Consider the following 14323-nt stretch of genomic DNA (forward strand, 5'->3'; position numbering starts at 1 on the left):
CCGCCGCTCGGGTAGAGGTCTACCACCACTCTAGTGCCGCCCTCGCCGATTTAAGCATTAATCGCCAGACAGATCAGAGCATACATCCAGGCACAGGTATGGAGAGGTGCAATGCCTGTATTCATTCATCCCCGGGGAGGTATGGCATACTAAGGGCAAGCGAGGGTGGCCCTAGCGTGCCAGCGTGCTGGACCGATCTGGATCTACCCCGCTGTATCAGCAGGTGGAGAGGAAGATTCGCGAGCGAATCTCCGCCGGAGAGTTACCGGCGGGTTCTCCCGTGCCGAGCGAGAAAACGCTCATGCGGGACTTCGGCATCTCCCGGGACACCGCACGCCGCGTGTTGAAGGAGTTACGCAAGGACGGGACCGTCTACAACGAGAAGGGCCTCGGAACGTTCGTCGGACCGCCGAGCGTGCCCAGACAGGTCCAGACGGACAGCAGGTATCGAGAGATCGCCGCAGATCTCGCGAACGAGATCAGGATAGGCACCTACCAGCCAACCCGCCCGATCCCCAGCGAGGCCCACCTCACCCAACGCTACGAGGTCACCACGAAAACCGTACGCAAGGCGGTCGGAGTGCTGCGCGATCAGGGCTGGGTCTACACCAAATCCCGCAAGGGCACATACGTCTCCGACCCCGACTCATGGCCCCAAGAGCCTGACGAGTCGGAAGAGTCCTGAAACCCGGATAAGCCAGCTGCAAACGGGCGTCAAGCGGTGTCCTGAAAAATCCATGTATGACCGAGGATCCGAACCCGGGTTCCACGGGCGTCATCGCCAGGTACGCGCCCGGTGAGCCGTCCGGCGCTCTGTACCGGCTTTCGGACGGGCCGACGACATCGCCGCTGCTGGAGCGGATTCGCCGCGGCATCCTGGGGGACGACGAGGTGCTCGACGGTCCGTACGGGCCGCGTCGCATCACCTACGCCGACTACACCGCCTCGGGCAGGTCCCTCGACTTCATCGAGGACTTCATCCGGGATCAGGTGCTGCCTCGCTACGCCAACACCCACACGGAAAGCTCGGCCACGGGGCTGCAGACGACCCGGTTGCGTGAGGAGGCTCGCGAGATCATCCACGACGCGGTGGGCGGTGGGGGCGACGACCTGGTCATCTTCTGTGGTTCCGGCGCGACCGCCGCGGTCAACAAGCTCATCGGCATCCTGGAACTACGCATTCCCGGTCTGTACATTCCGCTGCCGCGGCCGGTGGTGTTCATCGGACCCTACGAGCATCATTCCAACGAGTTGCCCTGGCGGGAGTCCATCGCCGAGGTCGTCGTCATCAAGGAGGACTGCCATGGGCACATCGACTTGGGCGACCTCGAAGCGCAACTCCTGCGGCACGCCGATCGGCCGCTGCTCATCGGCAGCTTCTCGGCGGCCTCCAATGTGACCGGAATCCTGTCCGACACCGAGCGGATCGCCGAGTTGCTGCACGCCCATGGTGCCCTGTCGTTCTGGGATTACGCCGCAGCAGGGCCGTACGTGCCGATACGCATGCAAGCCACCGCGCCCGGGCGGCCGGATCACAAGGACGCGATCTTCCTGTCGCCGCACAAATTCATCGGCGGGCCGCAGACCCCCGGCGTCCTGGTGGTCCGGCGCGAGCTGGTGCGCAACCAGGTGCCGACGGCGCCCGGCGGCGGGACCGTCGCCTTCGTGGACCCGACCGGGCATCGTTACCTGGATGACCCGGTCGCCCGGGAAGAGGGCGGCACGCCGGCCATCGTCGAGTCCATCCGCGCGGGGCTGGTCTTCCGCCTGAAGCAGGCCGTGGGCACCGAGCTGATCCAGGCGCGGGAGGAGCGGTTCTGGCGCCGCGCGCTCGACCGGTGGCAGCACAACCCGAACATCGAGATACTCGGCAGCCATCGTTCCCGACGCCTGTCGATCGTCTCGCTCCGCGTCCGGGCGGGTTCGCTCTACCTGCACCACAATTACGTGGTCGCGCTGCTGAACGACGTGTTCGGCATCCAGTCTCGCGGCGGGTGCTCCTGCGCGGGCCCGTACGGCCACCGGCTGCTGGGCATCGACCAGGCGTGGTCCCACGCGCTGCGGGACAAGATCGAGCAGGGGTGTGAGGGCGTCAGACCTGGCTGGGTGCGCGTGAATTTCAACTACTTCATCTCCGACACCGTCGGCGACTACCTCATCGACGCCGTCGACCTGCTCGCCGCATCCGGCCACCGGTTGCTTGCCGATTACCACTTCGATCCCCGTACGGGCCTGTGGCGGCATCGCCGGGGAGCGGCCGAGCCGCCGCTGCGCCTCTCCGATCTGCGATACCGGGCCGATGGAATCGTCTGGTATCCGCGCTCGCGCCGGCAGGCCGATGAGGACGTGCTGGCGGGCTATCTGGAGGCGGCGAAGATGCTCATGGAGTCCCGGCCTGACGCGATCGATATGGGCTTTCCCGATGACTTCGAGGGCTTGCGCACGTTTCTCCTGCCGGCCGCCTGCCTGTCGACGTTGTCATCTGAGTAAGAAGATGGCTACGCCGATCGCAAGCGCAAAGGCGATGGTGAGGAAGGCGATAAGGGCGACTCTTTCCAGGATTGATTGCGTTTTCTCCCCACGGCTCAGGGAGCTGCCACCGGACGTCTTGGGGCTCTGTGCCGTGCCTTGTTTCCGCGACTTCCTCCTGGACCAGAAGGTCGTCCGGGCTTGCTCGGATCTCATTTCCACCACGAGGTCGAGCCAGATCCGGGCGTGACCGAATCCTGCCTGTCCCGTTAATTTCGCCAAGGATGCGATGACAACGTCTGGCATGCCGGTCATGGCGGCGATCCTGGCCGCCTTCTTGACCGCCGACTTGTCGGACATGAAATCATCCGCCAAGAATGCCGATTCGACGAGTCTTTCGATTTCGGTTTCGACATCTACTCCATCGATCTTCGAGAAGAAGCCGTGGAAACACCTGTGTTCGATGAGGGCGTTCCGCAAGTCCTGGCGATGGCCCACCCCATGGTGCGCCGATGTCGCCATGGCATGCACGTACTGCTCCACCGTCCTTGCGTCTTTCACCTGGAGTAGACCTTGGGCGAGGCTGGAGATGGCATGGATCGGGGGCAGCGCGTTCCCGCCGGGCACCGGCGCGCGCTTGGCGGCGGGGACGGGCGGGCGTCCGGATCGGGAGTGCGGCGCCGGGGTGGTGGGTTCGGAGGGAGGGCTGTCCCCGATCTGTCCCCACCTGAATGAGGGAGGGCGTTCGGTGAACACCTCACGGAGCGTGCCACCTGCCGCATAGGGCGAGTGCGGAGAATCATCTGTTTCGTCCCGTTCGCCCGGCTCGTAGATCCGATGCCGCGGGTCATCGCGCCGCATCGCGACCGTCGGGTCTTGCTCCCTGACCTCGCTGACCGGCACGTCCACCTGGGCGTGCTCCGACTGTTCGGCTGTGAACTGGGGCTCATAGTCGAGTATGTCGCCCCCAACCGTCAGGGCCCGTTCTTCGACCACCTCGTACGGTTCCTCCCATGACCTGGGTGTCATGTCACGGGATGTCGTCTCCTCCGTCGTGGGGATAACAGTGACCTTCTGGGCATAAGCGCGCAACGCCGCGACCCGGCGATCGTCCCGGCCGGTGTCCTTGACCCCCGCGGCCTTGCGAAGCTTGGCCACGCCCTCGGTGCCGCCGGCCCAGTACGCCTCGACGAGATGGCTGGCCGCTTGCGTATGCAAGTCATCGGCAAATCTGGTGATATTGGTGAGGTCGATGCGTTTATGCGCGGATTCCAGCGAACTGATCTTCCACTGGTCCAGAAAAACGAAACGCGGAAGATCGCGGCCGAGGTCGTCGCTTTCATCCGTGGAAAAGGTCCAGTAGCGAGGATCACCGACTCCGACGACTCCGTCGAGAAGGTCCATGAGACCCCACATCACCAGGCGGGGATCTATCCGGGCGTCGATCCGGCAGGAGAAACTGGAATCGATGTTGCGCAGCACCTCGGTGACGAGCTTGCGAAGCGCGTCCCGGTTCGTGCCCCGGACCCGCTCGGTGTACGCGCTCGCCTGCTCTTCGGTGAGCTTCGGCAGCAGCTCCGCGGGCAACGGGGGTCCGGAGGACAGGTTCACGGGTACCCGTACGTGCCAGTCCTCCCCCCGGCCGAGCACGTCGCGGGCGCCCAGCGGCGCCTGCTTGTTCAGGTAGGCGTACGTCCTGATGCGCTTGCGCGGATCGACTTCCGCGGTGGGATGCCGATGGAGGGCGACGATCTGGCCGTCCACATCCAACCGGCAGACACTCGAACTGGCGGTGGCGTCGGGTTTGCGCTGGAGTTCGACGCGGCTGAGCAGCCGCCGGCCCCAGCTCAGCCATTCCCCGGCCGGGAGCGACGATCGCCGTAGCGCCAGCCCGTCCTGGTCGTCCTCCCAGGAGAAGACCAGCCAGTGGACCTCCGTACTCGTGTTCACCGTCCCACCGCCTCGGCTTCCGGCCCGGTGATGACACCGGTCATGGCGAGCACCGCCACCAGGGGCTCCAGCACCCGCTGGGGCCGTACCTGCCGTAAATAGCGGCCGTTGGTGTGCCTGCCGCCGGTGGCGGACGCGAAGTGCAGCGTGCAGCGGCGGCAGCGGGCGGTCGGCAGCAGCCAGCCCTGCGCGCCGTGCTGGTGCAGGAACGCGTACACGTCCCTGCTCTCCATCCGGAGGAGTTCGGCGTCCAGCGCTCCGCCGGGGTTGGTCTGGGCCAGCCACCGATCGACGGGATGCATGAAGCGCAGGACGTCGCTCTTGCTCACCACGATCACGGCGGGGATGTCCAGGATGGCGTCCTGCCGGAAGAGCTGGTCGAGCACGTTGCCGAAGGCGAGGTCGCCGAGGTCGCTGGGCTTGGTGGCGAACCCGGGCAGCCGGAGCGACTTCTCGGGGTCGACCACGAAGATCAGCGCGTCGGCGGCCGCGAGGAAACGTTCGCCGCGGCCGACCCGGGTCAGCTGCTCGCCGGAGAGGTCGAAGAACGCCACCGGATGACCTCCGGTGTCCCCGGTCCGGCTGAAGACCATCGCGTCCACGAATTCGGGCAGGTCGCTCGGCGCGGTGTAGGCCAGTCGCTCGCCGTCATAGAGCGGGTGCACCTTCTCGCGCAGGAAGTCCCGGTGCCGGATCTGATCGAGGGGAACCGCGGACAGGCCGTAGCGTTGCAGGTTGCCGGCTTCGATCTCGCCGATCATCGCCGCCAGCAGGTGGGTCTTGCCGGTCCTGCTGGCGCCCACGAAACCGATGACCAGGGGACGCCCGTACCGGCCGTAGAGGACCGGGAGGAAGTGCGTGCCGGTGTCCTGGGAGGGGTTGGGGCAGCGGATGAAGGCCGAGCGGAGGCGGTAGTCGCGTTTGTGCGGGTCGCGCAGGTTGGCCATGTTGATCAGGCGGTACTGCAGGGTTTCGCTGTCCAGCTCGTACAGGTCCGCGCCGTCGGTGTTCCAAGGGAAGGAATCCAGGCAGACGGGACAGCGGATGGGGGCGGGTTTCTCGCTCACAGCATCCCTCCGATCAACCACAGCGCGATCGCGAGCACCACGATGGCGACGACCACGGCGAGCACCATTCCGCCACCCCCCGCGCGCACCACCGGCGTGGGCGGCGGGGCGTGATATTCCGGCGGCGGTGCGGCAGGAGCCGGCGCGGCCTCGTCCTCGTCGTCGTCCTCGACCATCGGGTCCCTGGCCACCGGCGGGCGGCGCCAGGTGGACCCCCATTTCTGCCGCATCATCTCGTCGTAGCGGAGGCCGCCGCGCTCGAACGCTCCGTCGGCGGCCTCTTCCTGCGGTGCGATCGGGTCGGTCTCGCGCAGCCGGATGAGCAGGTCGAGCGGGTGCGGGCGGTGCTTCGCCTTCTCGGCGAACACCCCGGCCAGGAGCTCCCGGGTTCTGGGCTCCACGGCGTTCAGCGACACCGGCCCGTTGAGCGCGGCGGTGGACCGGGTGCCCGCCGCCACGTGGTAAATCACCATTCCGGCGCTCCAGACGTCGTCGCGGGCGCAGGTGCCGCCGACCCCGAGCCGCTGCTGGGGCGAGGCCCACGGCCGCTCGCCGACAGGGGTCCGCCAGCGCTGCGCCTTGATCGCCAGCTCGAAATCGGTCAGCTGGGCCACATGGCCGTCCCACCACACGCTGTACGGCGTGATGCCCCGGTGCACGATCCCGACCTGTTCGAGGATGCGCACCCCGCGGAGCAGGGTGATCTGGAACTGCTTCTGCTCCTCCAGGAGCAACCGGCCGGCGACGTCCGCGGCGAAGCCACTGCCGTGGAGTCGCTCGTACAGGACGAAAGGTTCCTCGCAGTCGACGTCGTAACCGGCCAGGCGGGCGAGTTCGGCCGGATAGGCGGGGCCGCCGAAGCGGCGCCGGAGCATCAGGCCGGTCCTGACCTCGTTCTCCATCCGGGCGTAGAGCTGCGGGTCGTGCTTGGCCGCGGCCTGGTGCAGCGACTTCTTGACCAGCCAGCCGGTGACGCCGTCCACCTCGACCTGGATGTCGCTGATGACCAGCTCGGATCCCGGCTTGGTCCGGCCAGGACCCTGATGGATGATCTTTCCTTGCCGCTGCGTGCCCTCGGCGTCGGTGTAATCGAGCTGAGTGCCGAATTGATCAGCCACTGCCACCGCCCGGACCCGTCTGCGCGCCCATCGTCCAGTGCGCCGACACGATGCCGGTGCGCAGCGGCACCAGCCGGACCACCCCGGCGAACTGGCTGGCCGCCGTCCACACCACGTCGCTGGGGAAGTGCGCGCCGCCGTCGCCGTATCCGTCGCGCCCGCCCACCGGCGGCTGCGCCACCCGGGGCACGAACCGCACGGCCTGCCCGCCCGACGTGGACTGGAGCAGGTGCAGGTCGTCCTGGTCGCACAGCTGGATCATCCGCCCCCCGACCGGCATCCTGACCAGTTCCGCGACGCCGGACGAGCGCCGCCAGACCGTCTCGGCCAGCTCGGTTCGGCGCACGTTGTCGGTGCCGAACGACGGGCGCTCGTGCACGCCGCGCCGGCGCAGATGGTCCCAGTATTCGGTGAGCCCGCGCTGCGCACTGTCCTCGATCCGCCAGGTCACCTCGCGCAGGGCGGTGCCGTACAGGTGGTTCCAGAGCGGGTCGAGGATGTGCGCGGCCAGGTCGACCAGGTCATCGGCGACCAGCTGGGCGAACTCGGCACCGTACTCGGGCGAGCCGACGAAGCCCTTGCGCACCGGGCCGAGCGGGCCGCTCCGGTCCAGGAGCTTCGTGCGGTGCTCGGCCACGCCCCGGTGCAGCGCGAGCGTCAGATCCTGCAGCACCGAGGCGTACGTCTTCGCCGCGTCGGCCGCGTCCCGGCGGCGTTCGGCCAGCGCCCACTCCCGGACCGCCACCCGCCGGACCACCTCGGCCAGCCGGGTGGCGGCGTCCTCGGCGGCCGGTCCCGGCAGGCTGCGGCACCACTGGTCGACCATCTTCCGCCACGACGCGTACAGCACGAAGCCCATGGCGACCAGCACGGCGAGCACCACCACCAGGGTGATCTCGATCGGCGGCCCGAGCTGGCCGTCCGCGAACGGCAGCCACCAGATGAAGTGCCCGGCGGCCACCCCCGCCAGCATGAGGGCGCCGTGCAGGAACAGCTGGGCGGCCGGCAGGTCCCGCCAGCCGTGCTCGCCCTCCGGTTCCGGCACGCGCGCCATCAGCAGCGTCACGCCGAGCACCCAGACCATCGCCGCGATCAGGCCGACCCCGGCCAGCCGGACCCCGGAGGCCAGCGGGGTCCCGGCCAGCGGCCCCACCGCGATGCCGAGCACCGCGCCGAAGGCCAGGGCGCCGACCAGCAGCGCGCTCCGCATGGCGTCCAGCGGGAACGGCCGGGGGCTGTCGAGATCGTTGAGCAGCGCGTCCGGGCAGGCACGGTGCAGGTGATCGCGGAAGGCCCCGCTCCCCCCGGGTGCGACCTGCGCGGCGTAGGCGCGCAGGCGCACGGCCAGGGTCTGCAGGGAGACCCTGCGGGTGAACTCGGCCTTGATGGTCACCCGCAGGGCGTCAGAGGGGCTGCCAGGACCGATGGCCAGGTCAGTCCGGACACCTTCCCTGGCCAGCCGATCCTTGATCGAGTGGTCGGTCCCGTCGAAACCGTCCGCCTCCTCGAACAGCGTGTCGGCGGTCTGCCGCAGGGCCCGCAGCGCGGATCCGGACGCGCGGACCCGGCTCACGGCGGTGGCGCCGGGCCGCGGATTGCCGGTGAGCGCGCCGACCGTCTCCAGCTCCGCGACCAGCTGGCTGACCTCTTCCGCGCGGTGTTTGGCCTGGTCGCGCAGGCTGCTCATGCGTTCCCTCGGCACCAGCGGATCCGCCACGTCCACGGGGTTGTCGTTGAGGAGCAGCCGCAGGATCCGGGTGGGCGAGCGGTCGGCGGCGGCCAGGTCGGCGGCCCCGCTCTGGGTCATCCTGGACACCTCGGCACCGCCGGTGAGCCGGTCGAGGCCGCCGGCGAGCGCGTCGGCGAGCAACTCGTCGCCGAAGCTGCCGGACGTCATCGTGATCCCGGCCGACGCCAGCCGGTAGGGGATGTCCCGCATCCGGGCCACCACCGCGTCGAAGACCTCGGGCAGGCTGAGCACGTCCGTCAGGGAGGCCAGCGTCCGGTCCGGATCCTCCGCGGGCGGGAACGCCCGGCCCCGATCCATGTCCCATTCGACACTCGTCCCGTCGCCCACCCAGAGCGTGGCGGTGACTTCGGAGGTGGCCATCGCGGGCGAGATGGTCAGCAGCGCGTCCGAGCCGCGGCGCGGCGATCCGACCGCGATGCACAGCACCGCCTGCACCGCCCGGGTGCCGAGGATGTCCTCGTAGAAGATCTGCCGGGCGGCCAGCGATTCGACCCGGTCCACGACCAGCACCCGGCCGCGGTCGGCGACCCGGCCCAGCGCCGACCAGCCCTCGTCGCCGACGTCGCGGTCCCGGATGTCCAGGACCAGGACATCCGGTTCGAGCCCGTCTGTCACAGCCACCGGTTGACCACCTCGGCGAGATCCTCAAGGTTGTTGTGCACGGGGTTGGACACCCCGGTGAACGGCAGGCGCAGCGCGTCCCGCAGCGTGCCGCCCCACAGCTCGGCCAGCCGTTCCGCCTGGCGGCGGCCCGCCTCCGAGAGGGTCGGCATCCGGATCTCCAGCAGTTTGAGCTGTTCCTCGGCGACCCGGATGAAATGCTCGAACATCGGATCGGGCGGGATCGGCGTGGCCTCCAGGCCGATCGGGAGCAGCCGCATCAGCCGGGCCGCGAAGTCCCGCCGGATCGACTCGTCGTCGCTGAGCGTCCACTCCTCGTACGCCCGGACCAGGCTCCCCCACGACGACGCCCCCGCGAACGTGGTCAGCGCCAGGGTCATCGACATGGCGTCGGCCCCCTGGTCGAGCACGATCCTGATCCGCTCCGGGGAGTCGGGCCCGCCGTCCTCGATCTGGACCTGGCCGTTCCACATCGCGATCAGGAACCGCTGCAGGATCCGGACCCGGTGTTCGTGCGTGGTCATCAGGTAGCCGAAGTCGTAGCCGAGCCGCTGCCGCCAGCGCAGGAAGTCCTGATCCTGCTCGTTGCGGAGGGCTTGGCCCCAGAAGTTCAGCACCTCCCGCAGCTCCGGCACCTCGGTCACGCCCATCGAGGTCCGGAACTGCACCACCACGATGGCGTCGGCGTCCAGCGACCGGAACTCGGGGGCGGGCCCGTGCTTGGGCAGGTTGATGGTGCCGCGCAGGTAGTTCTCGACGCCCGCGTCCCGGGCCGCGGCGGGGTAGGAGATCAGCACCTTCATCTCCCCGGTGCCCTGCGGCGAGAATCCGCTCGGCACCAGCGCGGCCAGTTTCTGCCGGAACTGGAGCAGGTCCTCCTCCTCCACCAGCGCGCCGTCCTTGCCCGCCGCCTGGGCGACCAGGTCGGCCATCGGCGGCAGCAGCGGCCGCTCGCCGTGCTCGCGGTGCCGGAACAGCCGCTTGACCTCCTGTTTGAGCCGGTCCCGCAGGTGTGCCTTGGCGTAGGCGGGGCCGTCCTCCGTACTGATCTGGAACACCCGGCGCCAGCCGTCGGTGTCGATGATCTCGTTGAGCAGGTCGGCCTCGCTGGCGTTCGGGCGCAGCCTGCCCCGCCCGACATAGTGGCTGATCGCCCGGTTCCGTACCTGCTCGTAGAAGCTTTCCAGGTCCTCCCCGCGCGGCGGCAGCAGGTAGGTCACGCCGACCCTGGCCCGGTAGAGGTCACGGGCCCGGCGGGCGAACCGCGCGTCGTCCTCCTGGGCGTGGCCGATCAGCTCGTCGGTGAGATCGGTCAGGTCCCGGCTGGTACGGCCCAGCTTGTGCTCCCACCGCGCGGTCTGGTCCCCCCACGCGGAGTGCCAGATCGCCCTGGCCCGCCAGTGGTACCAGGCGTCCTGCTCCTGGATCACCCGCTGCACCACCGGGTCGCCCCAGCGCGCCTTCCGCACCCCGAGCAGCCGGTCCCGCAGCTGGGGCAGCGACGGCTGGGTGGCCAGCCCCGCGGGCGCGGGCGGCTCGCTGCGCCGCAGTTCGAGCAGGCCGCGGAAGCCCAGCTTGTCGACCTCCTCGATCAGGTTGGGGTGGCCGTTCAGGATCCGCCGCAGCCGGAGCGGGTCGTAGTCGCCGAGCATCTGCTCGACCCCGCGCCGGGGATCGAAGTCCTGCACCATCTGCGGCACCACCGTGCGCAGGCTGGCCTCCAGCGCCTTGAGGTTGTCCTCCATGCCGCGCATCCGGGTGGCCAGCATGCGGTAGATGGCGTTGGCCCCGTCGGTCGCCTGGAGTTCGGTGAACGTCAGCGGCGCCCGGGTCCGCAGCGGGTCGAGGTTGGTCGCGCCGAACATGCGCTCCACCGCGTCCCGGTTGTTCTCGGCCCGGCCGGGCGGCGGCGCCGCCAGCTCGGCGACGGCCCGGGCCAGGATGCGCGAGGCGACCAGGTCGGCCAGGTCGTCCACCGGCACGGTCATGGACGCGACCAGGCTGGTGGAGACCCCCCGGTTGCCGATCCCGGACACCGCGATGGTCTCGCGCTCCACGCCCCGGTTGATGAAGTCGTCGGCGAAGGACTGGTAGACCCGGTCGAAGACCCGCGCGCCCTCCTCCTCGCCCTGGTCGATGTCGGTGCCGACCAGCGACATGACCAGCGACACGATCGAGCGGTGCAGGTCCTCCCGGTCCACGCCCGAGGTGCGGCCGAACAGGAACGCGGTCTGCACGGTCGAGGCGCGCAGCCGGATCTCCCCCTCGACCGGGTAGCGGACGAACAGGTCGCCGGTGATCCCCACGTTGCTCAGCTCGGTGCCCGCCGCGTGCCCGTTCTGGTCGTCGACCAGCCGGAACAGGTCGAGCAGCGCGCGGCCCGCGTTCAGGGTGGCCCGCCGCCCGCCGCCGAGCCCCTCGTCGAAGGCGGACGGCAGCAGGACCAGCGGGTAGATCTGCGCCCGCAGGCCGGCCTGCTCCAGCGCGTGCCCGACCAGATGCAGGTAGTCGTAGAAGATCCCGCTGCCGGTGCCGCCCGCCACCGAGAACGCGATGAACACGTCGCAGGAGGAGCTCAGCCTGCCGCCCAGCTGGGCCAGCTCGCCACCGGAGGTGCTGATGCTGCCGACCGCGTTGGCCACCGGCAGCATGGCCGGCCGCACGCCGTGCCGGAGCGTCTCGAACAGAGCCGCCCGGCCGACCGTGGGCAGCTGCCCCGCGCCGCGCACCAGCGGCGCCACCCGGGGCTCACCGCTGGAAGGCGGCAGCCAGTCGGTCACCAACGGCTGAATGTTGGTACGCAGGCTGCGCGCCACCTCCGGGTAGGTGTCGAACCGCGGCACCAGATCCGGCACCAGGTTCCTGGTGCGCATCCCCGCCGCCACATGATCGGAGCCGGGCACCGCCCTGGTCTTCAGGCGCAGCAGTTCGGCCTCGTTCAGGTCGGCGTACACGAACTGCATGCACGACGGCAGCTGGTAGGGCAGGAAGTTCTGGCCCGGCATGCGGTCCAGCAGCTCCCGCCCGTCCGGGCCGCACAGCTCGTCCCGGAGCCGGCGTTCCAGTTCGGCTCCGATCAGGCAGCCGGTGCCGCCCAACCCGACGAACAACATCGGCTGATAGATCCTCATCCACGGCTCGCTTTCTGCACCGAAGCCCGCATCACATCAGGGGGTCGTTGGAGTAATGGCTGGGCTGGTCGAACGGATCGGATCCGTAGGCGCCGGCGGCCGGCTCGGGCCGCCGGTCGAGCCTGCCGTCCCGTACGGCGATCGCCACCCCGTCCCCGACCGCCTGCGGAACCCCCGGCCGGACCGGGTACTGCTCGCCGCCGGGACCTCGCAGGACCAGACCCGCGCCGCGGCCCGCCCGGACCACCTCGTAGGTGAGGTCGCCCTGGTTCGGGCGGTCCAGGTAGGGGTGGTCGGTGTGGGTGTCCCGGATGACGAACGTCAGCCTGCGGTTGCGGCCGATCGGCGCCCGCCAGGGGCCCATCTCCCGGTCGCCCTGGTAGAGCACCAGGGTGAGATCCTGGACGTCGCCGCGCACCCGGGCCGCCCGGATCCGGCTGGTCAGGTAGGTCACCGTGATCACGGCGAGCAGCGTGAGCGCGGCCAGGATCCACGGCACCGGCGAGGGCGGCTGCGCCACCCGCAGCTTGAGGAAGCCCTGGCCGTACACCTTGGCGGGGTCGGCGGCGTCGCGCAGGATCAGCATCCCGGGCACGTCGCCTTCGGCCGAGTCGGCGGCCAGCGTCAGCGTGACATCGGTGGAGGACTGGCCGACCGCCAGCCGCACGTCGGGGTCCACCACCTCGATGTGGTCGCCCTCCCGCAGGTCTGCCAGGACGAGCGTGGCGCTGATCGGCTTCCCGGTCTCGTTGCTGGCGGTCACCGTGCCGGTGGCGGCGTCGCCCGGGGCGATGGTCTGCTGCGGGATGTCGACCACGGTCCTGACCTGCTCGCCGGGCTTCGCGACCGTGGTCTGGTACGGAATGCGGTCGCCCTGCACCCCGGTCGCGTCCACGATCCCGACGAACTCGAGCCCGCCCGAGGCTCCCGGCGGGATGGTCAGCGCGCCCGCGAACTCGCCGTCCCCGGCCTTGCGGTCGGGGCCGGTGCCCGAGTCGTTGAGCTCCGCGTGCACGGTGCCCGGCACCCCGTCGCCGGTCATGTCCACGCTGAACCTGAGCGCGGACAGGTCGTCGTCGGCGACGACCACGCCCTTCCTGGTCTGCAGCCGGGACCGGACCACGACCTCCTTGCCCGGGTCGGGGTTGGGCGAGTCCAGCGTGATGGAGGAGTGCACGGCGCCCTGCCAGGTCACGGCCGCCACCACTTCCTCGGGCTCGGCGTCCTGGGCGGCCTCCACCCTGACCTTCCAGGTGCCCGGGCGGGGCAGCCGGATCTGCAGGCCCTCCACCGGGGTGTCCTCGCCGTTGACCTGGAAGGTCGAGCCGTCGAACGCGCCGGACTTGGGGACGGTCTTGCCGTTGGGGTCGATGTAGGTGACCTTGAAGCGCGGGTTGCGCTTGGAGACGGTGATCGAGGCGTCGGTGGCGATGACGGGGATGCGCAGCTGGTATTCGCGGGAGCCGCCGCTGGGCACGGTCTGCGATTCGGCCACCTCCGAGCCCGCGCACCTGGCGGCGGCGTAGGCCCGGACCATGGCCGCGAAGACCTCGCGCTCGTCCTTGATCAGCTGTGCTCTGGGCTTGGAGTCGCCCATGTTGTTGCACGGCTTGCCGACCGCGAAGCCGCGCAGCTGCGCCGGGTCGGCCTGGCCGAACCCCAGCGGCCACACCTGGATTCCGAGCTTGGTGGCCTCGGTCAGGTGGGCCTGGATGTAGTCGGCGGCGGCGGCCTGCCGTACGGCGGGGCTGTCGCCGTAGTTCAGGCTGCGCTGGACGTCCAGGATGCCGTCGGTGAGCAGGAAGACGATCTTCTGGCGCTGGTCGTCATCGGAGTCGCGCAGGGTGGCGAGCGCACGTCCGAGCGCTGCCGCGTGGTCGGTGTCGTTGCCCTCCGCCGCGGTCCGGGGATGCAGCTCCTGGACGCATTTCAGGATGGCCTCGCGGTCCTCCCTGCTGCCCAGCGGGGTGAGCGGGCAGACCATGTCCAGCGCGTCCTGGTCGGGGGTGTTCTTGCTGCCGAAGCCGACCACCTCGACCCGGGACTTGGACGAGAACTCGCCGACGGCCAGCAGTGAGGCGGCCGCGCGCTCCTGGCTCACGGCGCTCGCGGACAGGCTGCCGGACTCGTCGACCAGGATGACCACGTCGATCGGCTGCACCTCGATGGGTGGAATGGGCACGGCCTCGGCCGGCACTGCCGTCATGAACACGACGC

General features: G+C 69.7%; 8 protein-coding genes. 2 read left to right on the top strand and 6 right to left on the bottom strand.

Annotated elements, in window-relative coordinates:
• The first annotated feature begins 223 nt into the window (after nt 1-223).
• Nucleotides 224-685 (top strand): GntR family transcriptional regulator, encoded by a 462-nt coding sequence (locus tag Amac_RS11660; RefSeq protein WP_246268276.1) that lies wholly within the window; start codon nt 224-226, stop codon nt 683-685.
• A 56-nt stretch (nt 686-741) separates the two neighbouring features.
• Nucleotides 742-2490, top strand: coding sequence for an aminotransferase class V-fold PLP-dependent enzyme (locus Amac_RS11665; RefSeq protein WP_155354363.1), 1749 nt, complete (start codon nt 742-744; stop codon nt 2488-2490).
• On the opposite strand, the gene Amac_RS11670 is transcribed toward Amac_RS11665, so the two are convergent.
• The 6 genes from Amac_RS11670 to Amac_RS11695 all read right to left on the bottom strand — a co-directional run bounded on the left by Amac_RS11670 (nt 2479) and on the right by Amac_RS11695 (nt 14312).
• On the bottom strand, nt 2479-4239 hold the full coding sequence (locus Amac_RS11670) for a hypothetical protein (RefSeq protein WP_155354364.1): 1761 nt from the start codon (nt 4237-4239) through the stop codon (nt 2479-2481). The two genes, Amac_RS11665 and Amac_RS11670, sit on opposite strands and share 12 nt — an antisense overlap.
• A 176-nt stretch (nt 4240-4415) precedes the next feature.
• Nucleotides 4416-5486: a hypothetical protein gene (locus Amac_RS11675; RefSeq protein WP_155354365.1), complete on the bottom strand. Its 1071-nt coding sequence runs from the start codon at nt 5484-5486 to the stop codon at nt 4416-4418.
• Nucleotides 5483-6604 carry a serine/threonine-protein kinase gene (locus Amac_RS11680; protein WP_155354366.1) on the bottom strand — a complete coding sequence of 374 codons (1122 nt, stop codon included), beginning with the start codon at nt 6602-6604 and terminating at the stop codon, nt 5483-5485. The genes Amac_RS11675 and Amac_RS11680 overlap by 4 nt, the downstream gene beginning before the upstream one ends.
• On the bottom strand, nt 6597-8975 hold the full coding sequence (locus Amac_RS11685) for a hypothetical protein (protein WP_155354367.1): 2379 nt from the start codon (nt 8973-8975) through the stop codon (nt 6597-6599). Before Amac_RS11685 ends, Amac_RS11680 begins: the two co-directional genes overlap by 8 nt.
• Nucleotides 8966-12106: a tubulin-like doman-containing protein gene (locus Amac_RS11690; protein ID WP_155354368.1), complete on the bottom strand. Its 3141-nt coding sequence runs from the start codon at nt 12104-12106 to the stop codon at nt 8966-8968. The genes Amac_RS11685 and Amac_RS11690 overlap by 10 nt, the downstream gene beginning before the upstream one ends.
• 31 nt (nt 12107-12137) lie before the next feature.
• Nucleotides 12138-14312: a vWA domain-containing protein gene (locus Amac_RS11695; RefSeq protein WP_170322440.1), complete on the bottom strand. Its 2175-nt coding sequence runs from the start codon at nt 14310-14312 to the stop codon at nt 12138-12140.
• Nucleotides 14313-14323 lie beyond the last annotated feature (11 nt).

Origin of the sequence: Acrocarpospora macrocephala (assembly GCF_009687865.1) — a bacterium.
GTDB classification, from domain to species: Bacteria; Actinomycetota; Actinomycetes; order Streptosporangiales; family Streptosporangiaceae; genus Acrocarpospora; species Acrocarpospora macrocephala.